This is a genomic window from Agromyces sp. MMS24-K17 (assembly GCF_043950245.1).
In the GTDB taxonomy this organism is placed as follows: domain Bacteria; phylum Actinomycetota; class Actinomycetes; order Actinomycetales; family Microbacteriaceae; genus Agromyces.
Genome location: NZ_CP171640.1, coordinates 3323681 through 3344380, shown reverse-complemented (window position 1 = coordinate 3344380; position 20700 = coordinate 3323681). Strand labels below are relative to the sequence as shown.

Here is a 20700-nt window from a genome sequence, read left to right as displayed (position 1 = left end):
ATAGCGGCGTTCACTCATGACAGCGCCGACCGTCCACAGACACTCCGGGAGGTGGCGATGCGCGGGTCACGCGGCACGCTCGGCATCGTGCTCGGCCTCGGCGCCGGGCTCGCGTTCGGCGTCGGCGGCGTCTTCGTCAAGCCCCTGCTCGAGGCCGGCTGGTCGCCCGGGGCGGCGGTGCTCGCGCGCATCTCGGTCGCCGGCCTCCTGCTGCTCCTGCCGGGCCTGATCGCCCTGCGATTCGACCTCCGCCCGCTGTGGCGCGCCAAGTGGACGGTGCTCCTCTTCGGCCTCGTCGCCGTCGCCGGCGTGCAGTTCGCGTTCTACGCCTCGCTCGAGCGCATCCCGGTCAGCACGACCCTGCTCATCGAGTACCTCGCGCCCATCGCCCTCGTGCTGCTCGCCTGGGTGCGCACGCGGCGGATGCCCCAGGCCATCGTCCTCGTCGGGTCGGTGCTCGCCCTCGCAGGCCTGGTGCTCGTCATCGGCCCGGCGGGCGGCGACCTCGACCCGCTGGGGCTCGCGTTCGCCGCGATCGCGATGCTCGGCGTCTGCGTCTACTACGCGATCGGCGAGCGCGGTGCGCAGGAGCTGCCGCCCCTCGCGCTCATCGCCGGCGGGTTCGTCGTCGGCGCCGTCGCCCTCGCGATCGGCGGGCTGGTCGGCCTCATGCCGATGGAGGTCGCCCTCGTCGACGTCGCCTTCCTCGGCGGCACCGCGCCCTGGTTCGTGCCGCTCCTCGTGGTCGGCGTGGTCTCGACCGCGTTCGCGTACGTCGCCGGCATCGGTGCGATCGGCCTGCTCGGATCGCGGCTCGCCGCGTTCCTCGGGCTCTCCGAGGTCGTGTTCGCGGCGATCGTCGGCTGGATCCTCCTCGGCGAGGCCCTCGCCCCGCTGCAGGTGCTCGGCGGCGCGCTCATCCTCGGCGGCATCGTCTGCGTGAAGCTCGAGCGCACTCCGCGCGCGGAGCCCGCGGTCGAGCTCGGTGCCGAACCCGTGCCCGTCGCCAGCCGCGAGTAGGCTCGCGCGCATGCGCTTCGGCATCGTCATCCTCCCGCAGTTCGACCGCGCCGACCTCCGCCGCCACTGGGCGGGCGCCGAGGAACTCGGCTTCGACCACGCCTGGACCTACGACCACCTCTCGTGGCGCAGCCTCGCGGACGAGCGCTGGCACGCGACCGTGCCGACCCTCGCCGCGGCGGCGCTCCTGACCGAGCGCATCGGCCTCGGCACGTTCGTCGCCTCGCCGAACTACCGGCACCCGGTGCCGTTCGCGAAGGACCTCGCCACCCTCGACGACCTCGCCGGCGGCCGCCTCCTGCTCGGCGTCGGCTCCGGCGGCACCGGGTTCGACGCGACCGTGCTCGGCGACGACGTGCGCCCGCCGCGCGAGCGGCACGAGCGGTTCGTCGAGTTCACCCGCGCGCTCGACCGGCTGCTGCGGTTCGAGGAGCCCGGTTCCGGCGGCATCTCCTTCGAGGGCGACTGGTACACGGCCGTCGGCGCGCGCATGGTGGGGGAGCCCGCGCAGCGCCCGCGGATGCCGCTGCTCGTCGCGGCGAACGGGCCGAAGACCCTGCGCCTCGCGGCCGAGGTCGGCGACGGGTGGATCACCACCGGCACCGAGGAGGAGGATGCCGAGGCCTGGTGGGCCGGTATCGCCGAGCTCTCGCGCCGGTTCGACGACGCGGTCGAGTCGGTCGCGGCGACAGGGGCGCCGGATGCCACGACCACGCCGGATGCCCCGCGCCGGGTGCTCTCGCTCGACAGCGCTGGGCGGTACTCGCTCGCGAGCGTCGGCGCCTTCGAGGAGGCCGTCGGGCGGGCGGCCGACCTCGGCTTCACCGACGTGGTGGCGCACTGGCCGCGGCGCGAGGGGATCTACGCCGGCGACGAGGCCGTGCTCGAGGAGGTCGCCTCGCGGCTCGCCTCGCTCGGCTCCCACGGCTCCCACGGCTCTCGGAGGGACGCGCCGGTAGCCTGAAGCGCGTGCCCCGTTTCAAGCCGCTCCTGCTCTGGGAGCCGTTCCCCTACCTGGTCTTCATCGTGCTGCTGCTGGCCACCGGCTTCGTCCGGCCGAGCTCGCCGCCCTGGCTCCTCTGGCCGCTCATGGCGCTGCTGGCGGCCGCGCTCGTCTACCTCGTCATCATGATCAACCGCGAGCGGCGACTTCGGAATCCGGACGCGTGGGGCAACGTCGCCGACCTCGGCGAACTGCGGCTCGTCGACGCGCCGGCCGCGGAGCGCGGGGTGCGCACGGTCGTCCCGGTGGATGATGCGCACCGGCACCAGGCCGGCATCGAGCTCGCCCGCCTGCACGGCGGCGCCGAGCAGGAGGCCGTGCTGGTCCCGCGGGCGAGCCGGTGGCTGTCGCCGCGGTACCGCATCGGGGTCCAGCTCGTCGGCGGCGACCGCCCGCGTCATGCGGGCTTCCTCCGCCCGGACGCGCAGGAGCGCTGGGGCGGGCTGCTCGACGGGCTCCGGGGCGACGGCGACTACGTGCGCGTGCCGGCGTTCGTCACCGGTGCGTCGCGCCCGTTCGGCGTCGAGCTCGACCTGAGCGGACTCGAGCAGGTCGCCGCCGCGCGCCGCTGATCCCGGTCAGGCGCCGGCGGGCGCCTCGGCCTGCGCCTGCTCCTGCTGGGCGAGCTGCGCGCGCACCTGGTCCATGTCGAGCGCCTCGACCTGCGAGATGAGGTCGTCGAGGACGGGGCGGGGGAGGGCGCCGGCCTGGGCGAACACGCCGATGCCGTCCTTGAACGCCATGATCGTCGGGATCGACGTGATGTTCATGGCGGCGGCGAGCTGCTGCTGGTCCTCGGTGTCCACCTTCGCGAAGGTGATGCCGGGGTTCGCCTCTGACGCGGCCTCGTAGTGGGGCGCGAACTGCATGCAGGGGCCGCACCAGCCGGCCCAGAAGTCGAACGAACACGGTGCCGCCCTCGAGGATGGTCTGCTCGAAGGTGTCCAGGGTGAGTGCGACGGTTGCCATCCCGACAGCCTAGGCGGCACGGCTGGGCTGTCGCCCGGTGTTCGCTGTCAGCGACCCCGACGACGGGGCATCCGCCCGGGTTCGCGAAACTGGGGATACCCCTCGACCGGGGGTCGCCGATACGCTCCCATGTCGAGGTGTCGATGAGGATGCCTCGCCTCAGAGGCGTCGACGATGACGCCTCGCTGCAGATCGGAGAGACGATTGATACCCGCAATCCTGTCCAGACGTGCCATCCCGATCGCGACCGCGGCCACCGCCGCATTCGCGCTGGCGCTCGTTCCGACGAGTGCGATGGCCGCACCGAAGAAGGCGTGCGACACCCGCACGAACAACACCGTCGCGAAGCTCCTGGAGTGCGTCGACGCCGACGGGGCCGTCCGGCACCTCGAGGCGCTCCAGGCCATCGCCACCGACCACGAGGGGCGTCGTGCGGCCGGCACCGACGGCTACGAGGCCTCCGTCGACTACGTCGTCCAACGGCTCGAGGCCGCCGGCTGGCAGGTCTCGATCGACGAGTTCCCGTTCACCTTCACCGACGTGCCGAAGGTGCGCCAGCTGGCGCCCATCCAGGCCGACTACGAGGGCGGCGTCATGACCGGCACCGGCACCGGCACGGTGCAGGGGCGGATCGTCCCGGTCGACCTCAACCTCGTCGCGCCGTTCGACCCGGTGACGAGCGCGTGCGAGGCGGCCGACTTCACCGGGCTGGACTTCTCCGGGCCGAACGACATCGCGCTCATCCAGCGCGGCACGTGCGAGTTCGGGGTGAAGGCCAAGGCCGCGCAGGATCGCGGCGCCGAGGCCGTCATCATCATGAACCAGGGCAACACGCCGGCGCGGTCCGTCCTGCTCGAGGGAACGCTGATCGGCCAGAACCCGAGCCCGCTCGCCATCCCGGTCGCGGGCGTGAGCTTCGCCGACGGCGTGGCGCTCGCCCAGCCCGGGTCCGAGGCATCCGTCAGCATCGCGCCGCCGGTCTCGAAGCCGCAGAAGAACATCATCGCGGAGCTGCCGGGCGTCAACGACGACAACGTCGTGATGGCGGGCGCGCACCTCGATTCCGTGCTGCGCGGGCCCGGCATCAACGACAACGGCAGCGGCTCCGCGGCACTGCTCGACGTCGCCGAGCGGATCGCCAAGGTGAAGCCCCAGAACACGCTGCGCTTCGCGTGGTGGGGCGCGGAGGAGGCCGGGCTGCTCGGCTCCCGGGCCTACGTCGCCGAGCTGGCCACCCTGCCCGGAGAGCTCGACCGCATCGCGCTCTACCTGAACTTCGACATGGTCGCCTCGCCGAACCACGTGTTCATGGTCTACGACGGCGACGAGTCCGGGTTCCCGGCACCCGACGGCGTCCCGATCCCGGACGGCTCGATCGCGATCGAGAACCTGTTCGAGTCGTACTACACCTGGATCGGCCAGCCGTACGACGACGCGCAGTTCTCGGGTCGGAGCGACTACCAGGCGTTCATCCAGAACGGCATCCCGTCGGGCGGCCTGTTCACCGGCGCCGAGGGCATCAAGACCGCCGCCGAGGCGGACATCTGGGGCGGCGTCGCCGGGGCGCAGTACGACCCGTGCTACCACCAGCGCTGCGACGACATCGACAACCTCAACCTCGACGCCTTCGACGTGAACGTCGACGCGATCGCGCTCGCCGTGCTCGCGTACGCGTACGACACGTCGTCGGTGAACGGCGTGGCGGGCGTGCGGGTGCCCGGTGGGCTCTCGCTGCCGGCCCCCGCGGGTCCCGTCGAGACGGCCGCCGTCGGGGGCGGCGGCCTGGACCACGACCACGACCACGCCGCGGCCTCGTGATCGACTGAACCACAGGTCGACGAGGGGGTCCGCCGAACGGCGGATCCCCTCGTCCGTCCCGTCCCCGGGACGCGTTATCGTGTGCTCGTGGCCGTGTTCGGAGACAGGTTGGGCGCATTCCGCCGCCGGTCCGGGGCGCCCGCGATCGACGCCGCCTCGGCCGCATCGACGGCCGACGACGCCGTCGTGCTCGACGAGGCGATCGGCGACCTCGACTGGCGCGTGCTGCCGCCCGGCGCCGAACGCACCGTGTTCGACGCGCCGAGCGGGCCGCTCGCGCGGATCGCGGTCGGTCCCGCCGATGCGCCGCGGGTCCTCCTCATCCCGGGGGCGACGGGCTCGAAGGAGGACTTCGTCCTCATGCTGCCGCTGCTCGCGGCCGCCGGCTACCGGGTGGAGTCCTACGACCTCGCGGGCCAGTACGAGTCGTTCGCGGCGGGCCCGCACCGGCTCTCGCCGCCGCGCGAGCGGTACGACGCCCGGCTCTTCCTCGACGACCTGCTGGCCCTGATCGACGACGGCGGCACGCCGGTGCACGTGCTCGGCTACAGCTTCGCCGGCACCTTGGCGCAGCAGGCGCTCGTCGAGCGTCCCGACGCCTTCGCGAGCCTCGCACTGCTGAGCGCCCCGCCCGAGCCCGGCCAGGCGTTCCGCGGCGTGAAGCGGATCGGCGCCCTGTCGGCGGTCACCACGCCCCACCAGGGTGCCGCGCTCATGCTGTGGGGCATCCGGAACAACCTGAACAAGGTGCCGCCGGGCCGCCTCGCGTTCGTGCGCGAGCGGTTCGAGCTGACCCGTCGCGAGAGCGTCGACGACCTCATCGCGCTCATGATGGACACCCCCGACCTCCGGGCCGAGGTGCTCGCGGCGCCCATCCCGAAGCTCGTCGCGGTCGGCGCGCACGACCTGTGGCCGCTCGAGCTGCACGAGGCATCCGCCCGGGCGATCGGGGCGCGCCTCGCCGTGTACGCGACCGGGCACAGCCCCTGCGAGACCGCGCCGCACCAGCTGGTGCGCGACCTGCTCGCGCTCTACGACGCCTCCGGCCTGCGCGCCTGAGCCGCGGGCGGGCTCGAGCCGCGGCCGGCGAGCCCGAGCCGCGACCTGCCGACCCGAGCCGCGGCCCTCGATCGCTCCGCCGGCTCAGGCCGTGATCGGCGAGTCGCCCTCGGCGTCGGTCGCGCCGTCGGCGTCAGCGGCGAGCGCGCCCCCGGCCGCGGGCGCGCCGAGCCGGCGCTCGTGCAGCCGGTCGAGCGGCGGCCACGCGCGCCATTCGACGGCGAGGGTGTGGAAGGCCATGCGGATGCGGCGCACGAATCCGCTCCACTGGTCGAACGGGCGCGCCGACACCCCGACGCGCAGCGCGCGGTCGTAGGCGACGGTCATGCCGGGCTGCAGCCACCACGCGAGGTCGAGGTCGTCGTGCACGTCGGCGCGGTCGCGGTGCACGATGTCGCGGAGCGTGCGCCACGCGTCGGCGCGGAGCGCGTAGTTCGAGCCGAACACCGGCGGGTGGCCGAGCAGCAGCCCGCAGAACCAGAAGTACCCGGCGATGTACACGTGGCTGCCCGCCCAGCGGGTCCACGCGCTGCCGCCGTAGAACTCGCCCGGGCCGGTCACGACGGTGGGCGCATCGGATGCCCCGAGCCGTCGTTCGAGCCGCTCGAGCCAGTCGGCCGCGGGGAGGGAATCGGCGTCGAGCCGCGCGAGCACGTCGCCGGTGGCGGCGTCGAACCCGGCCGACGTGGCCGGCCAGATGCCGCGCAGCGGCTGGTGCACGACGCGGGCCCCGTGCGCCAGGGCGACGGCGACGGAATCGTCGGTCGAGCCGTTGTCGACGACCACCACCTCGTCGGCCGGGCGGGTCTGCGCGCCGAGCGCGTCGAGGCACGCGGCGAGGAAGCCCGCGTCGTCGAGACACGGGATCACCACCGAGATCGTGCCCATCTCTGGGAGTCTAGGACGGTGCGTGCGGTGGTGAAGGAGAACCCGCTGGCCCCGCCCGGGTTCTTCGAGGCGGAGGCGGCGGGGCTCCGCTGGCTGGCCGACGGGCTGGCCGAGGCCCGGGCCGAGGAACCGGGCGGGGCATCCGCGCCGGGGGAGGCATCCGCTCGGCTGCGCGTGGTGCGCGTGGCCGCCGTCGAGCCCGGCCGCATCGAGCTGGAGCGCATCGACGAGGTGCGCCCGACGCCGGAGGCGGCGCGGGCGATGGGCCGCGGGCTCGCGGGCCTGCACGACGCGGGCGCGGCGGCGTTCGGCGCGGCGCCCGACGGATGGCACGGGCCGCTGTTCATCGGGAAGCGGCAGATGCCGGTGGCATCCGAGCGCGCGTGGGGCGCGTTCTTTGTCCGCGACCGGGTCATGCCGTTCCTGGCGCCCGCGCTCGCGGCCGGGTACCTGCGCGACGACGAGGCGGTGCTCGTGCGCCGGGCGTGCGACGCGATCGCGGGCGGGGCGTTCGACGACGACGAGCCGCCGGCACGCATCCACGGCGACCTGTGGAACGGCAACGTGCTGTGGGCCGCCGACGGTCCCGTGCTCATCGATCCGGCGGCGCACGGCGGCCACCGGGAGACCGACCTGGCGATGCTCGCGCTCTTCGGCTGCCCGTACCTCGACGAGGTCGTGGCCGGCTACGAGGCGGGGCATCCGCTGCGGCCCGGGTGGCGGGAGCGCGTGCCGGTGCACCAGTTGCACCCCCTCGCCGTGCACGCCGCAGGCCACGGCCGCGGGTACGGCGTCGCGCTCGCCGAGGCCGCCGAGGCGGTGCTGCAACTCGTCGCGAATCGGCGGGAATAGAATCCTGCACAGGCCGGTTCAATGCATTTGCATACAGTCATTCAGGAGGACGTCATGATGCAGTTCGGTATCTTCACCGTCAGCGACATCACCGCCGACCCGACCACCGGTCGCACCCCGACCGAAGCCGAGCGGATCCAGGCGACGCTGACTATCGCCAAGCACGCGGAGGAGGTCGGCCTCGACGTCTTCGCGCTGGGCGAGCACCACAACCCGCCGTTCTGGTCGTCGTCCCCGACCACCACCCTCGCGTACATCGCCGGGCAGACCTCGACACTGCAGCTGTCGACCGCGACCACCCTCATCACCACGAACGACCCGGTGAAGCTCGCCGAGGACTACGCGATGCTGCAGCACGTCTCGGGCGGCCGCGCCGACGTCATGCTCGGCCGCGGCAACACCGGCCCGGTCTACCCGTGGTTCGGCAAGGACATCCGCCAGGGCCTGCCGATCACCCTCGAGTCGTACGAGCTGCTCCACCGCCTCTGGCGTGAGGACGTCGTCGACTGGGAGGGCAAGTTCCGCACCCCGCTGCAGGGCTTCACCGCGACCCCGCGTCCGCTCGACGGCGTGCCCCCGTTCGTCTGGCACGGCTCGATCCGCAGCCCCGAGATCGCCGAGCAGGCCGCGAGCTACGGCGACGGGTTCTTCGCGAACCACATCTTCTGGCCCGCGTCGCACACCCAGCGCATGATCGCCCTCTACCGCCAGCGGTACGAGCACCACGGCCACGGCACCGCCGCGCAGGCGATCGTCGGCCTCGGCGGCCAGGTGTTCATGCGGAAGAACTCGCAGGACGCCGTGCGCGACTTCCGTCCGTACTTCGACAACGCCCCGGTGTACGGCCACGGCCCGAGCCTCGAGGAGTTCACCCAGCAGACGCCGCTCACCGTCGGCAGCCCGCAGGAGGTCATCGACAAGACCCTCGGCTTCCGCGACTACGTCGGCGACTACCAGCGCCAGCTCTGGCTGATCGACCACGCCGGCCTGCCGCTCAAGACCGTCCTCGAGCAGCTCGACCTGCTCGGCGAGGAGGTCGTGCCGGTGCTCCGCCGCGAGTTCGCCAAGGATCGCCCGGCCGACGTGCCCGACGCGCCCACCCACGCGAACCTCGTGCAGGCCAAGTACGGCGACGAGGCGCCCCGCCAGGCCACCCCGAACGCCAACCGCGGCGACAACCTGACCTACGGGTCGCCCTACCAGGACGCCCCCGCGCCCGCGCCCGCCACCGCCTCCGGCTCGGCCTTCGGCCCCGCCGCCACCCGGAAGGGAGCCCTCCGATGACCACCAAGCGGATCGCCGTCATCTCCGCCGGCCTGTCCACCCCGAGCTCGACCCGGCAGCTCGCCGATCGCCTGACGGTCGACGCCGTCGAGCTGCTCCGCGAGCGCGGCCACGAGGTCGAGGTGCAGGTGTTCGAGCTGCGCGACCTGGCGCACGACATCACGAACCACCTGCTGATGGGCTTCGCCCCGCCGAAGCTCGAGGCGGCGCTGGAGTACGTGTCGCGCGCCGACGGCCTCATCGCCGTGACGCCGATCTTCACCACCAGCTACGCCGGGCTGTTCAAGTCGTTCATCGACGTGATCGACCCGCAGGCGCTCACCGACCTGCCCGTGCTCATCGGCGCGACCGGCGGCACCCCGCGGCACTCGCTGGCGATCGACTACGCGATCCGGCCGCTGTTCACCTACCTGCACGCGATCCCGACCACCACGGGCGTGTACGCGGCGACCAGCGACTGGGGCGACGGCGGCGACGGCGTGCGGTCGCTGCCCGACCGCATCTTCCGCGGCGCGAGGGAGTTCGCCGACCTCGTCGAGCGCACCGACCGGTCGGAGCTCGTGAGCGACCCGTTCAACCTCGACCGCCCGATGGGTCACCTCGTCGGCGGCCTCGCGGGCGAGTAGCCCCGAGCGTCACGCCGCCTGCGTGCGACTGAATGCCGAACGGCGCGTCCCGGATCATCCGGGACGCGCCGTTCGGCGTTCGCGCGGGCAGGTCAGCTGCTCTTGCGGCGGAACTCCCGCTTGTGGTCGGCCGGACCCTGGCTGTGCCGGGCCTGGCCGCTGCCGTCGAGGTGCGCTTCGCCCTCGCGCTGCTTCGCCGACGCGTTCTTGCGCGCCAGCGCCTCGCGGAACTTGCGCTTCGTCTCGTCGGACGGGCCGCTGGGGCTCTCGGTATCGGATGCCATGGTCCGAGTCTGCCACGGCTTCGGCGCGCGGGCTCCGGGCGGGGAGGCATCCGACCGGGGCATCCGGCCGGGGCCACGTGATGGGAAGCGGCACCCGCTCAGGCGGCGCGGCGCCGGTCCGCGAGCCGCGCGACCGCGTCGATCGCGAGCCCGAGCGCGATCGCCACCGGGATCGACACCGCCGTCGCCAGCAGCGGACGGTCGGGCAGGGCCGCGCCGACCATGCCGCCGACCGCGACGTTGAACCCGGCCCACGCGAGGCCCGCGCCGAGCGAGAGCGGCAGGTAGCGCCCGAGCGGAACCCGCCCGGCGCCGGCCGCCAGGTTCACGGCGATCCGCGCGAACGGCACGTACCGTGCCGTGAACACGAGCACCGCCGTGCGACGCCGCACGGTGCCCTCCACCTTCCGCAGGGCGGTGCCCACGCGACCTTCGCGCTGCCAGCGCCACCGCTCGAGCCCCACCCGCCGGCCGATCACGTAGCAGAGCAGGTCGCCGCAGACGGCACCGGCCGCCGCGGTCGCGACGACGAGCGCGAGCGGCGGCGACCCGGTCGTCGCGTGCAGCGCGCCCAGCGCGACGACCGCGGTCTCGCTCGGGAGGACCACCAGGAACGCGTCGCCCACGACGAGCGCGAACAGCGCCGGCACCAGCCACGGGGAGGCGGCGAGGGCGGTGAGTGCGGCATCGTCCACCCGCCAGTCGTATCGGGCGCCGATGAACGGCACGCGACCGGGCGGGGCCGGCGGCGACGTGCCCGCGAACCCCGGCCGAACCTTGCGTGAACCCTCGTCGCGCGGGGCCCGGAACCGGCCGTCGGCGCCGCCGCGCGCGCGACGCTGGACGCGTGAAGGTCGCGCTGATCGCCGAGTCGTTCCTGCCCCACATGAACGGGGTCACGCAGTCGCTGCTCCAGGTGCTCGCCCACCTCGAGCGGTCCGGCCACGAGGCCCTCGTCATCGCGCCGCAGTCCGGCGGCGACGACGCCCTGCCGCCATCGATCCACGGCGCCCGGATCGACCGGGTGACCGCCGTGCCCTTCCCCGGCTACGCCGACGTGCGCGTCGCGCGCCCCGCCGTGCGCCGGCTCGCCGGGCTCCTCGACGGGTTCGCGCCCGACGTGGTGCACCTCGCGTCGCCGTTCGTGCTCGGCTGGCAGGGCGTGCTCGCCGCCGAGGCGCTCGGCGTGCCATCCGTCGCGGTCTACCAGACCGATGTCCCCGGCTACGCCGCCCGCTACGGCCTCGCCGCCGCGGAGCCCGCGCTGACCGCCCACCTCGCGCGCCTCCACCGGCGGGCGACGCTCACGCTCGCGCCCTCCGCCTCGGCGCTGGCCCGGCTCGCCGGACTCGGCGTCGACCGGCTCCGGCCGTGGGCGCGCGGCGTGGACGCCGAGCGCTTCCGGCCCGACCGCCGCGACGACGCGTGGCGCCGGCGCATCGCGCCGGCCGGCGAGGTGATCGTCGGCTATGTCGGCCGGCTCGCCAGCGAGAAGCAGGTGCACGACCTGCGGGTGCTCGACGGGCTGCCGGGCATCCGGCTCGTCGTCATCGGCGACGGACCCGAGCGCCAGGGGCTCGAGGCCGCGCTGCCCGGCGCCGTGTTCACCGGCTTCCTCGGCGGCGACGCGCTCGCCGACGCGCTCGCCAGCCTCGACGTGTTCGTCCATCCCGGCGAGCACGAGACGTTCGGCCAGACCATCCAGGAGGCGCACGCGAGCGGCGTGCCGGTCGTCGCGACCGGCCGCGGCGGCCCGCTCGACCTCGTGCGCTCGAGCCGCGACGGCTGGCTGTACCGCCCGGGCGACCTCGGCGAGCTGCGCGACCGGGTGCTCGACCTCGCGGGCGACGCGGCGAAGCGCCGCGCGTTCGGCGCGGCCGCGCGCGCCGCGGTCGAGGGCCGCACGTGGGCGCGGCTCGGCGACGAACTGCTCGGGCACTACGGGGCGGCGGTGCGGATGCATCGCGCCGGCGCCGCGGCGCCCGCCGAGCCGTGGGCGCCCGCCGGGACCCGGGGTTCCGCGGCGGCGGGGCCGGCCCGGGCCGCCGACCCGTCGCCGGACGCGACCTGCTCGCCGTCGACGTCGGGCGGTGCGACCGGCCCGATGCCGGCCCGCCGCTACGTCGCGCTCGGCGACTCCCTCACCGAGGGCCTTTGCGACACGTCGCGGACCGCGCCGGGGGAGGTGCGCGGCTGGGCCGACCGGCTCGCGATGCTCCTCGACCTCGCCGCAGGCGGCGGCGTGCGCTACGCGAACCTCGCCGTGCGCAGCCGCAAGGTCGCCGACGTCGTCGACGTCCAGCTGCCGAGGGCGCTCGCCCTCGGCGCCGATCTCGTCACCGTGCTCGTCGGGGCGAACGACCTCGTCCGCGTGGGCGCCGACCCGGTCGCCCTCGCCGACCGGCTCGGCGGCGGGATCGCCGTGCTGCGCGCCGCCGGGTGCGAGGTGCTCGTCGTCGGCGCGTTCATGCCGCCGGCGCCTCGGCTCCGGCCCGTCCGCGCCCGCTTCGCGGTGTTCAACGCCAGGCTCGCCCGCCACGCGGCCGCCCACGGGGCGACCTTCGTCGAGGTCGGCGAGGATGCGGCCGTGGTCGGCCCCGGCCGGTGGGCCGAGGACCGGGTGCACCTGAACCCGTCGGGCCACCGGGCGCTGTCGTACGTCGCGGCGGCCGCGCTCGGCGTGCCCGACGCCGCCGCGCTCGGCGGGCTCGACGCGGCGCTGCACGCCGAGCCCGAGGCATCCGCCCCGCTCGACACGCGCGCGTGGGTGCGCCTCCACGTCGTGCCGTGGGTGCTCCGGCGACTGCGCGGCCGGACCGCCGGCGACGGGCTCGCGCCGAAGCACGACGAGCTCGTCGCGGTGCGTCCCGGCGGCGGCGAGGTCACTCGAGCACGAACGTCACCTCGAGCGTGACCTTCCACGCGCGGATCGACCCGCCGGAAGGGGGTCGATCCGTGCCCGATCGGCGCGTTTCCGGGCCCGACTGCTAGCATGAAGACGCTCAACGCAACAATTCCGAGCAACACGGAGCAGGCCGGCAGGAAGCTGGTCCCCTGTGGTGGATCACCAAACGGTTCCCGAGAGACGAACGACCGATTGGTGGGCTTCTACTGGTGGCCAGCGCAAGCGGGACATCCTGACCCGCTCATATCTGCCTGTTCCTGCTCCTCTGTACGAGTCGCGCCCACACGGGGAGCGACGGTAAACAAAGGAGAGAGACCTCTTGGAAGGTCCTGAGATCACGTTCGCCGAGACCGTCATCGACAACGGTCGCTTCGGCACCCGCACCATCCGCTTCGAGACCGGCCGCCTCGCCCAGCAGGCGCAGGGCTCGGCCGTCGCCTACATCGACGACGAGACCATGCTGCTGTCCGCCACCTCGGTGTCGAAGCAGCCGAAGGATCAGTTCGACTTCTTCCCGCTGACCATCGACGTCGAGGAGCGGATGTACGCCGCCGGGCGCATCCCCGGCTCGTTCTTCCGCCGCGAGGGCCGCCCCTCGACCGAGGCGATCCTCACCTGCCGCCTCATCGACCGCCCCCTGCGTCCCTCGTTCGTCGAGGGCCTCCGCAACGAGGTCCAGGTCGTCGTCACCGTGCTCGCCATCGAGCCCGACGAGCTCTATGACGTGCTCGCCATCAACGCCGCCTCGCTGTCGACGCAGCTGTCGGGCCTGCCGTTCTCCGGCCCCGTCGCCGGCGTGCGCGTCGCGCTCATCGACGGCCAGTGGGTCGCCTTCCCGAAGCACTCGCAGCTCGAGGACGCCGTGTTCAGCATGGTGGTCGCCGGTCGCGTCGTGACCGAGAAGGACGGCTCGCAGGACGTCGCGATCATGATGATCGAGGCCGAGGCGACCGACAACGCGTGGAACCTCATCCAGGCCGGCGCCGTCAAGCCGAACGAAGAGGTCATCGCGCAGGGCATCGAGGCGTCGAAGCCCTTCATCAAGCAGCTCGTCGAGGCGCAGCAGCAGGTCGCGGCCACCGCCGCGAAGCCGACCGCCGACTACCCGACGTTCCCGCCGTACCAGGCGTCGACCTACGACGCCGTCGCCGAGCTCGCCTACGACGAGCTCAAGGGGATCTACCAGATCGCCGGCAAGGTCGAGCGCCAGGACGCCGACGACGCCCTCAAGGCGCGCGTCAAGGAGGCCATCGCGGCCAAGGTCGAGGCCGGCGAGCTGCCCGCGTCGGCGAACGCCGAGGTGTCGGCCGCCTACAAGTCGGTCACCAAGCTCGTCGTGCGCTCGCGCGTGCTGAGCGAGGGCGTCCGCATCGACGGCCGCGGCCTCGCCGACATCCGCCCGCTCGACGCCGAGGTGCAGGTCGTGCCCCGCGTGCACGGCTCGGCCATCTTCCAGCGCGGCGAGACCCAGATCCTGGGCGTCACCACGCTGAACATGCTGAAGCTCGAGCAGCAGATCGACTCGCTGAGCCCGGTCACCAAGAAGCGCTACATGCACAACTACAACTTCCCGCCCTACTCGACCGGTGAGACCGGTCGCGTCGGGTCGCCGAAGCGTCGCGAGATCGGGCACGGCGCCCTCGCCGAGCGCGCGCTCGTGCCGGTGCTGCCGACCCGCGAGGAGTTCCCCTACGCGATCCGCCAGGTCTCCGAGGCGCTGGGCTCCAACGGCTCGACGTCGATGGGCTCGGTCTGCGCGTCGACCCTGTCGCTGCTGAACGCGGGCGTGCCGCTGCGCGCACCCGTCGCCGGCATCGCGATGGGCCTCATCTCCGACACCGTCGACGGCGAGACCCGCTACGCGGCGCTCACCGACATCCTCGGTGCGGAGGACGCGCTCGGCGACATGGACTTCAAGGTCGCCGGCACGTCGGAGTTCGTCACCGCGATCCAGCTCGACACGAAGCTCGACGGCATCCCCGCCTCGGTGCTCGCGGGCGCCCTGACGCAGGCCAAGGAGGCGCGCACCACCATCCTCCAGGTGCTGAACGCCGCCATCGACGGCCCCGACGAGATGGCCCCGACCGCGCCGCGCGTGATCTCGGTGCAGATCCCGGTCGACAAGATCGGCGAGCTGATCGGCCCGAAGGGCAAGACGATCAACGCGATCCAGGACGAGACCGGCGCCGACATCTCCATCGAGGAGGACGGCACCGTCTACATCGGCGCGACCGACGGCCCGTCGGCCGAGGCCGCCCGCGCCCAGGTCAACGCGATCGCCAACCCGACCAACCCGGAGGTCGGCGAGCAGTTCCTCGGCACCGTCGTGAAGATCGCCACGTTCGGCGCCTTCGTGTCGCTGCTGCCCGGCAAGGACGGCCTGCTGCACATCTCCGAGGTGCGCAAGCTCGCCGGCGGCAAGCGCGTCGAGAACGTCGAGGACGTCCTCGGCGTCGGGCAGAAGATCCTGGTCGAGATCACCAAGATCGACGACCGCGGCAAGCTCTCGCTCGCCCCGGTGGTCGCCGACCCGGCCGACACCGAGGGCCGCGAGGCCACCGGCGAGCACGCCGACGCACCCGCTGAGGGTGCCGAGGTCTGACGACCGGCTCGTTCCACGCGGATGCCCCGCCCGATTCGTTCGGGCGGGGCATCCGTCGTCTGCGGGGTGGTGCGGCCCCGCGGGAGCGCGGGGTTCCGCGGGATCGCGGATCCGCGCTCAGAGCGGCAGGTAGCCGGCGCTCCGGATGAGCGCGTCGCGCTCGGCGAGGGCGGCCTCGGCGATGCGCCGCGACTCGGCACGGCCGAGGACGCGGTCGGGGTCGGTGCGCCGGGTGGCGCGGCGGAGCCCCCAGCCGGCGAGGCCGAGGCCGCTGCGGACGGCGAGGCCGGCGAGTCGGCCGGCGCCGGGGGAGAGGGTGGCGGTGGACATGGTCAGCGCTCCTTCTGGTGGTCTTCGGCGGGCGGCGCCCCGGCGGGCTCGCCCTCGGTCGCCTGGCCGCGCACGAGCGGGAAGGCGTTGATGTGGAGTTGCACCGGCCGGGAGCCGGCGGACGGGGTGCGCTTGTACGCGTCGATGTACCGCTTCAGCACGACGTCGATCTCGGCGACGAGGGCGGCCAGCTGGTCGGGCGTCAGGCGCAGGTTGATGGTGTCGCTCGTGGCGATGTCGAGCCACTCCTCGCCGAAGACCTGGTCGCCCTCGGTGAGGAACTCGCGGAAGTTCTGCTCGCGGGAGCGGAACCATTCGTCCTCGACGAGCTTCACCGCGAGGCGCTCGGCGCTGCCCGGCGGCAGCGACCGCGCGTCGGGGATGGCGACGGACCCGGGGGTGCGCTCCCACCAGCGTTCGCGGCCCTTGCCGCGCCCGGTGTCCTCGCGGACGAGTCCGGCGCGCTCGAGCTGGCGCAGGTGGTAGCTGGTCGCGCCGCTGGATTCGCCGAGCCGTTCGCCGAGGCCGCTCGCGGTGAGCGGGCCGTAGGCGGAGAGCTCGTCGTAGATGCGCACGCGCAGCGGGTGGGCGAGGGACTTCAGGCTCGTGCTCGGCAGGACGTGGTCGATGCCGGGGTGGCGGGTGCTGCTCGGCTGCGCCGAGAGGTCCTCGGGGTCGGTGTGCTTCGGCATGGTGCAAAGATATCTCTGCAAAGGAAATGTTGCAAGGGTTTCTTTGCAACTCGCGTCGAGCGGCGAGCGTCGAAGCAGCGAAACGAGCGGACGCGCTACAGCCAGCCGTTCTCCACCGCGATCCGCGCGGCGTCGGCCCGGTTGCGGCCGCCCGTCTTGCCGATCGCGCTCGAGAGGTGGTTGCGCACCGTGCCCTCCGACAGGTGCAGGATCCGCGCGATGTCGGCGTTCGAGCCGCCCGCACGGGCCACCGACAGCACGTCGGTCTCGCGCTCGGTGAGCGGCGAGTCGCCCTGGGCCAGCGACTCGGCCGCGAGCGCGGGGTCGACGACGCGGAACCCGCCCGCGACCCGGCGCACCGCGTCGGCCAGCTGGGCCGCCGGCGTGTCCTTCACGACGAAGCCGGATGCCCCGGCCTGCATCGCCCGCTTCAGGTAGCCGGGCCGCCCGAACGTGGTCACCATGAGCACGCGGCATCCCGGCAGCCCGTCGCGCAGCTCGGCCGCGGCCTGGATGCCGTCGACGCCGGGCATCTCGATGTCGAGCAGCGCGACGTCGGCCGCCGACGCGCGAGCCGCCTCGAGCACCTCGTCGCCGCGGCCGACCTCGGCGACCACCTCGATGTCGCGCTCGAGGCCGAGCAGCGCGGCGAGCGCACCGCGCACCAGCGCCTGGTCGTCGGCGATGAGCAGGCGGATGGCTCCCGCGCCGCCGTCCGCGCCGCTCACAGCTCGGCCCGCAGGCAGAAGCCGCCGAGGTCGCTCCGGCCGATCACCAGTCGGCCGCGCGCCGCCTCCACGCGCTCGCGGAGGCCGGCGAGGCCGGTCGAGGACGACGACGCGGCCACCGGGCCGCGCCCGTCGTCGGCGACCTCGACGGAGTCGGCCTCCAGCCGGATCCGGCAGGTCGAGGCATCCGAGTGGCGCAGCACGTTCGTGACGCCCTCGCGGACGATCCAGCCCGCGAGCTCCCGCCGATCGGCGGGCACCTGCTCGGTTGACACCGGGAGGTCGGCGACGATGCCCGCCGACTCCAGCGCCGATCGGGCCGCCGCGAGCTCGCCGCTGACGCTCACCCCGCGGAAGCCGGCGACCGTGGCGCGCACGTCGGCGAGCGCGCCGCGGGCGAGGTCCTCGACCTCGCCGATCTCCCGGGCCGCGCGGTCGGGATCGACGGCCGCGAGCCGTCCGGCGAGCTCGGCCTTCACGGTGATCACGGTGAGCGAGTGGCCGAGGATGTCGTGGATGTCCCGCGCCACGCGCCCCCGCTCCTGCTCGACCGCCATGCGCTCGAGCTCGTCCTGCGTGGCGCGGAGCTGGTTCATCGCCGCGAGGTTACGGGCGAACGCGGCCATCATCAGCGAGATCGCCACGAGGAGCGCGGGGGCCGCGAGGACCTCCTCGACGGGCCCGAGCGCCAGGAAGCCGAATCCGAGCGAGCAGGCCGCGAGCGCGCCCAGGAGCTGCAGGGTACGACGCCATGCGAAGACGCACATGCCGACGATCACGCCCACGTAGGTCCAGATGCCGCCGATCGCCCACCCGAGCCACGGGGTGAACACCAGCGTGTACGCCCACAGCCCGGCGACGACGGCGAGCCGGCCGCGGGAGGGCAGGGCCCAGACGACCGGGCCGGCCGCGACGAAGGCGAGGCCGTACACCGCGACCAGGAGGAGCCCGAGCGCCAGCGCCGGCTCGGTCGTGGAGGTGGCGATCACCTCCTCGGCGAGCGGGCCCATCCACAGCAACGAGATGCCGGCGCCGACGTACCAGCTCACCGCCGCGCGGGAGGCCATCGACGTCCGGATCGATCCCCGACCCGTTCGCGCCATCGAGGCCGGCAGCACCGGCCAGGCGACCGGCGGCCGTGCCGCGATCGCCCCGTTCGTTCCACTCACTCGCCCGAGCATAGGTCCCGGCTCCCTCCGTCACGCGCGCCGGCCGCGCACCCGGTGGATGCGCGGCCGGCGGTTCGATCGAGCGTCAGACCCGCTTCGTGTCGCGGCGGAAGGCGAGCACCGCGCCGACGACGAACACGGCGAGCCAGGCGGCCGCGTTCACGAGCCACAGCACGTCGAAGTCGGTGCCGGTCAGCGGGGAGCGGGCGATCTGGGCGATGCCGTACACCGGGGTGAACACGGCGAGGTCCTGGGCGAACGTCGGCAGCATCTCGAGCGGGTAGAAGAGGCCGCCGAGGAAGCTGAGGAACACGACGGTGATGTTCGTCACCTGGGCGGTGTTCTCGCCGGGCACGAGGTAGCCCACGAGCAGGCCGAGCGCGGTGAACACGGTCGCGCCGAGCACCCAGGCGGCGAGGCCCGAGAGGATCCACTGCGCGGGGGCGAGCTGCAGGCCCACCGCGAGGCCGGCGGCGTAGGTCGCGACGACCGCGATCAGGCCGACGAGGAGCCCCGCGATCACCTTCGTGAGGATCGCCGCGACGGGGTGCAGCGGGGTCAGCCGCAGCTGCCGGCTCCAGCCCTGGGCGCGCTCGACGGCGACCGCGCTGCCGGCGCTGGTGGCGGCGATCATCGCGCCGTACAGGGCCATGCCGACCATGAAGTAGGCGGCGTACGACACCCCGCCGTCGGCGACGGGGGTCGCGGTCAGTGGCTCGTCGAGGTTCGGGTAGCCGAGCAGCAGGAACATCGCCACGGGGAAGATGAGGCTGAAGAACAGGCTCCGGCGGTTGCGCAGCTTCCTCTTGAGCTCGATGCCGAGGTAGGTGAGGTTGAAGCCGCCGAGCGGGGGACGCGACGGTCGAGCGAGATGGCGGTCATGGTCGGTTGCCTTCCGTGGTCAGGGCGAGGAACGCGTCCTCGAGGTTCTTGGCGACGACCTCGAGGTCGCGCGCGTCGGTGCGGGTGAGGAGGTACTGGACGACGGTGTCGGAGTCGCGGGTGCGCACCTCGACGCGGTCGCCCTGGATGGCGACGTCGTCGACGCCCGGCAGGGCGGCGAGGGCGACGAGGTCGGCGCCGGGGAGCGTCGCGCGGACCGTGCGGCCGGCGGCGGCGGCCTTCACCTCGGCGGCGGAGCCGTCGGCGACGATGCGACCGCGGCGCATGAGCACGACGCGGTCGGCGTAGGCGTCGGCCTCCTCCAGGTAGTGCGTCGCGAACACGACGGTGCGCCCGCGCGCGGCGTCCTCGCGGATCGCCGACCAGAAGTCGCGCCGGCCCTCGACGTCCATCCCGGTGGTCGGCTCGTCGAGGATGAGCAGGCCGGGGTCGCTGAGCAGCGCCATCGCGAAGCGCAGGCGCTGCTGCTGGCCGCCCGAGCAGGCGCCGACGAGACGGTCGCCGAGGTCGCGGATGCCGGCGCGCTCGAGCGCCTCGTCGACGGGCCGCGCGTCGGCGAACAGGCTGGCCGTGAGGGCGACCGTCTCGCGGACGGTGAGGTCCTTCAGCAGGCCGCCGGTCTGCAGCACCGCCGAGACGAAGCCCTGGGCGACGGCGCCGCGCGGCGCGCGCCCGAACACCGACACGGTGCCGGCGTCGGGCCGCTGGAGGCCGAGGACGAGGTCGATCGTGGTGGTCTTGCCGGCGCCGTTCGGGCCGAGGAAGGCGACGATCTCACCGGGCTCGATGCGGAGGTCGATGCCGTCGACGGCGGTGACGCCGCCGAAGCGCTTGACGAGGCCGGTGGCCTCGAGCGCGAGGGGGGTCCGACTGGGGTTCCAGGCTGCGTTCTGCATGCCTCCAGACTGGCGAGGCCCGGGCGGCCGGCCCGCACGCACCTGTCACGTCCTGCCCGTGACATCCGTCATGGGTGCGGCGGCCGCCATGCGACGCGCCTCGCGCCGCCGCGGTCAGGCGTCGAGCAGCGGGCGGATCCGGTACGGGATGAGCTCGCCCATCGCGAGCGAGGTCTCGGTGCGCTCGACGCCCTCGATGGCGAGGATCAGTCCGTCGATGCGGAAGAGGTCGTGTGCGTCGCGGCACACGACCCGCACCAGGAGGTCGACCGCGCCCGAGAGGCCGTGCGCCTGGATCACCTCGGGGATGCGGGCGATGTCGTCGACCACCCCGGCGAGCCGCTTCTGCTGCACGTGCACCGACACGAACGCCTCGAGCGGGAAGCCGAGCGGGGTCGGGTCGATGCTCCGCTCGAAGCTCAGGAACGCGTCGGATGCCTCGAGTCGCGCCAGCCGGGCCTGCACGGTGTTCCGCGAGAGGGCGAGCCGCTCGGCGAGTGCGACGACGGTCGCGCGAGGGTCGTCGGCGAGGGCGGTCAGCAGGGCGCGGTCCACGGCGTCGTAGGCGGGCATACCGCGCAATGTAGCAGGAGTGGGGTGCGTCGCGCTTGGCGACATGCTCAATCGTCCCATGGATGCTTGAGCGCTCTGCCCCTTGGACGTACGCTCACG

Annotated in this window: 21 protein-coding genes; 10 read left to right on the top strand and 11 right to left on the bottom strand. The window is 73.6% G+C overall.

All coding sequences use genetic code 11. The features are described from left to right. Positions 1-57 precede the first annotated feature (57 nt). From ACGGZK_RS15380 to ACGGZK_RS15370, 3 genes are read left to right on the top strand one after another with little or no spacing between them, the layout of a single operon-like run. A complete protein-coding gene (locus tag ACGGZK_RS15380; RefSeq protein WP_395243495.1) occupies positions 58-1020 on the top strand; it encodes an EamA family transporter in 963 nt (320 codons plus the stop codon). A gap of 10 nt (positions 1021-1030) precedes the next feature. Next, entirely contained in the window at positions 1031-1984 is a 954-nt protein-coding gene (locus ACGGZK_RS15375; protein WP_395243494.1) for an LLM class flavin-dependent oxidoreductase, read from the top strand. Between the two features lie 5 nt (positions 1985-1989). Then, the gene (locus ACGGZK_RS15370) at positions 1990-2595 is read left to right on the top strand and encodes a hypothetical protein (protein WP_395243493.1); all 606 of its coding nucleotides are present in this window, start codon (positions 1990-1992) and stop codon (positions 2593-2595) included. A gap of 6 nt (positions 2596-2601) precedes the next feature. Here ACGGZK_RS15370 and ACGGZK_RS15365 read toward each other — a convergent pair whose 3' ends face one another. After that, entirely contained in the window at positions 2602-2892 is a 291-nt protein-coding gene (locus ACGGZK_RS15365) for a thioredoxin family protein (RefSeq protein ID WP_395243492.1), read from the bottom strand. Positions 2893-3286: 394 nt separating this feature from the next. Here ACGGZK_RS15365 and ACGGZK_RS15360 point away from each other — a divergent pair, with 394 nt between their 5' ends. Both ACGGZK_RS15360 and ACGGZK_RS15355 read left to right on the top strand, forming a co-directional pair. Next, positions 3287-4810: a M28 family metallopeptidase gene (locus ACGGZK_RS15360; RefSeq protein WP_395243491.1), complete on the top strand. Its 1524-nt coding sequence runs from the start codon at positions 3287-3289 to the stop codon at positions 4808-4810. A 108-nt stretch (positions 4811-4918) separates the two neighbouring features. Beyond that, on the top strand, positions 4919-5869 hold the full coding sequence (locus ACGGZK_RS15355) for an alpha/beta fold hydrolase (RefSeq protein ID WP_395243490.1): 951 nt from the start codon (positions 4919-4921) through the stop codon (positions 5867-5869). Positions 5870-5953: 84 nt separating this feature from the next. On the opposite strand, the gene ACGGZK_RS15350 is transcribed toward ACGGZK_RS15355, so the two are convergent. Continuing rightward, the gene (locus tag ACGGZK_RS15350) at positions 5954-6757 is read right to left on the bottom strand and encodes a glycosyltransferase family 2 protein (protein ID WP_395243489.1); all 804 of its coding nucleotides are present in this window, start codon (positions 6755-6757) and stop codon (positions 5954-5956) included. Between the two features lie 27 nt (positions 6758-6784). Between ACGGZK_RS15350 and ACGGZK_RS15345 the strand changes: the two genes are divergently transcribed. The 3 genes from ACGGZK_RS15345 to ACGGZK_RS15335 are packed head-to-tail and all read left to right on the top strand — an operon-like array spanning position 6785 to position 9519. Next, on the top strand, positions 6785-7609 hold the full coding sequence (locus ACGGZK_RS15345; protein WP_395243488.1) for a fructosamine kinase family protein: 825 nt from the start codon (positions 6785-6787) through the stop codon (positions 7607-7609). A gap of 57 nt (positions 7610-7666) precedes the next feature. Next, positions 7667-8893 carry an LLM class flavin-dependent oxidoreductase gene (locus ACGGZK_RS15340; RefSeq protein ID WP_395246106.1) on the top strand — a complete coding sequence of 409 codons (1227 nt, stop codon included), beginning with the start codon at positions 7667-7669 and terminating at the stop codon, positions 8891-8893. Then, positions 8890-9519 (top strand): FMN reductase, encoded by a 630-nt coding sequence (locus ACGGZK_RS15335; RefSeq protein WP_395243487.1) that lies wholly within the window; start codon positions 8890-8892, stop codon positions 9517-9519. The genes ACGGZK_RS15340 and ACGGZK_RS15335 overlap by 4 nt, the downstream gene beginning before the upstream one ends. Before the next feature lie 92 nt (positions 9520-9611). Here the strand turns inward: ACGGZK_RS15335 and ACGGZK_RS15330 are convergent, their stop codons facing one another. Then, positions 9612-9803, bottom strand: a complete 192-nt coding sequence (locus ACGGZK_RS15330; protein ID WP_395243486.1) for a DUF5302 domain-containing protein — start codon at positions 9801-9803, stop codon at positions 9612-9614. 98 nt (positions 9804-9901) lie between these two features. Continuing rightward, positions 9902-10498, bottom strand: coding sequence for a DedA family protein (locus tag ACGGZK_RS15325; RefSeq protein WP_395243485.1), 597 nt, complete (start codon positions 10496-10498; stop codon positions 9902-9904). Between the two features lie 152 nt (positions 10499-10650). On the opposite strand from ACGGZK_RS15325, the gene ACGGZK_RS15320 reads away from it, so the two are divergent. Both ACGGZK_RS15320 and ACGGZK_RS15315 read left to right on the top strand, forming a co-directional pair. Next, positions 10651-12717 carry a glycosyltransferase gene (locus tag ACGGZK_RS15320; RefSeq protein ID WP_395243484.1) on the top strand — a complete coding sequence of 689 codons (2067 nt, stop codon included), beginning with the start codon at positions 10651-10653 and terminating at the stop codon, positions 12715-12717. A gap of 310 nt (positions 12718-13027) precedes the next feature. Then, complete coding sequence (locus ACGGZK_RS15315; protein ID WP_395243483.1) at positions 13028-15310, top strand: polyribonucleotide nucleotidyltransferase; 2283 nt, start codon at positions 13028-13030, stop codon at positions 15308-15310. Between the two features lie 117 nt (positions 15311-15427). On the opposite strand, the gene ACGGZK_RS15310 is transcribed toward ACGGZK_RS15315, so the two are convergent. The 7 genes from ACGGZK_RS15310 to ACGGZK_RS15280 all read right to left on the bottom strand — a co-directional run bounded on the left by ACGGZK_RS15310 (position 15428) and on the right by ACGGZK_RS15280 (position 20601). Further along, the gene (locus ACGGZK_RS15310) at positions 15428-15640 is read right to left on the bottom strand and encodes a hypothetical protein (RefSeq protein WP_395243482.1); all 213 of its coding nucleotides are present in this window, start codon (positions 15638-15640) and stop codon (positions 15428-15430) included. A 2-nt stretch (positions 15641-15642) separates the two neighbouring features. After that, positions 15643-16332 (bottom strand): ArsR/SmtB family transcription factor, encoded by a 690-nt coding sequence (locus ACGGZK_RS15305; protein ID WP_395243481.1) that lies wholly within the window; start codon positions 16330-16332, stop codon positions 15643-15645. Between the two features lie 95 nt (positions 16333-16427). Further along, complete coding sequence (locus tag ACGGZK_RS15300) at positions 16428-17060, bottom strand: response regulator (protein ID WP_395243480.1); 633 nt, start codon at positions 17058-17060, stop codon at positions 16428-16430. Further along, positions 17057-18229: a sensor histidine kinase gene (locus tag ACGGZK_RS15295; RefSeq protein ID WP_395243479.1), complete on the bottom strand. Its 1173-nt coding sequence runs from the start codon at positions 18227-18229 to the stop codon at positions 17057-17059. The genes ACGGZK_RS15300 and ACGGZK_RS15295 overlap by 4 nt, the downstream gene beginning before the upstream one ends. An 85-nt stretch (positions 18230-18314) precedes the next feature. Beyond that, positions 18315-19046, bottom strand: coding sequence for an ABC transporter permease (locus tag ACGGZK_RS15290; RefSeq protein WP_395246105.1), 732 nt, complete (start codon positions 19044-19046; stop codon positions 18315-18317). Positions 19047-19107: 61 nt separating this feature from the next. Continuing rightward, a complete protein-coding gene (locus tag ACGGZK_RS15285) occupies positions 19108-20028 on the bottom strand; it encodes an ABC transporter ATP-binding protein (protein ID WP_395243478.1) in 921 nt (306 codons plus the stop codon). A 114-nt stretch (positions 20029-20142) separates the two neighbouring features. After that, positions 20143-20601 carry an Lrp/AsnC family transcriptional regulator gene (locus ACGGZK_RS15280; RefSeq protein ID WP_395243477.1) on the bottom strand — a complete coding sequence of 153 codons (459 nt, stop codon included), beginning with the start codon at positions 20599-20601 and terminating at the stop codon, positions 20143-20145. Positions 20602-20700 lie beyond the last annotated feature (99 nt).

Coding starts and splice junctions, on each gene's coding strand:
- ACGGZK_RS15280 (WP_395243477.1), bottom strand. CDS start 20,601: ATGCCCGCCTACGACGCCGTGGACCGCGCCCTGCTGACCGCCCTCGCC.
- ACGGZK_RS15350 (WP_395243489.1), bottom strand. CDS start 6,757: ATGGGCACGATCTCGGTGGTGATCCCGTGTCTCGACGACGCGGGCTTC.
- ACGGZK_RS15380 (WP_395243495.1), top strand. CDS start 58: ATGCGCGGGTCACGCGGCACGCTCGGCATCGTGCTCGGCCTCGGCGCC.
- ACGGZK_RS15365 (WP_395243492.1), bottom strand. CDS start 2,892: ATGCAGTTCGCGCCCCACTACGAGGCCGCGTCAGAGGCGAACCCCGGC.
- ACGGZK_RS15330 (WP_395243486.1), bottom strand. CDS start 9,803: ATGGCATCCGATACCGAGAGCCCCAGCGGCCCGTCCGACGAGACGAAG.
- ACGGZK_RS15340 (WP_395246106.1), top strand. CDS start 7,667: ATGCAGTTCGGTATCTTCACCGTCAGCGACATCACCGCCGACCCGACC.
- ACGGZK_RS15305 (WP_395243481.1), bottom strand. CDS start 16,332: ATGCCGAAGCACACCGACCCCGAGGACCTCTCGGCGCAGCCGAGCAGC.
- ACGGZK_RS15375 (WP_395243494.1), top strand. CDS start 1,031: ATGCGCTTCGGCATCGTCATCCTCCCGCAGTTCGACCGCGCCGACCTC.
- ACGGZK_RS15335 (WP_395243487.1), top strand. CDS start 8,890: ATGACCACCAAGCGGATCGCCGTCATCTCCGCCGGCCTGTCCACCCCG.
- ACGGZK_RS15310 (WP_395243482.1), bottom strand. CDS start 15,640: ATGTCCACCGCCACCCTCTCCCCCGGCGCCGGCCGACTCGCCGGCCTC.
- ACGGZK_RS15360 (WP_395243491.1), top strand. CDS start 3,287: ATGGCCGCACCGAAGAAGGCGTGCGACACCCGCACGAACAACACCGTC.
- ACGGZK_RS15285 (WP_395243478.1), bottom strand. CDS start 20,028: ATGCAGAACGCAGCCTGGAACCCCAGTCGGACCCCCCTCGCGCTCGAG.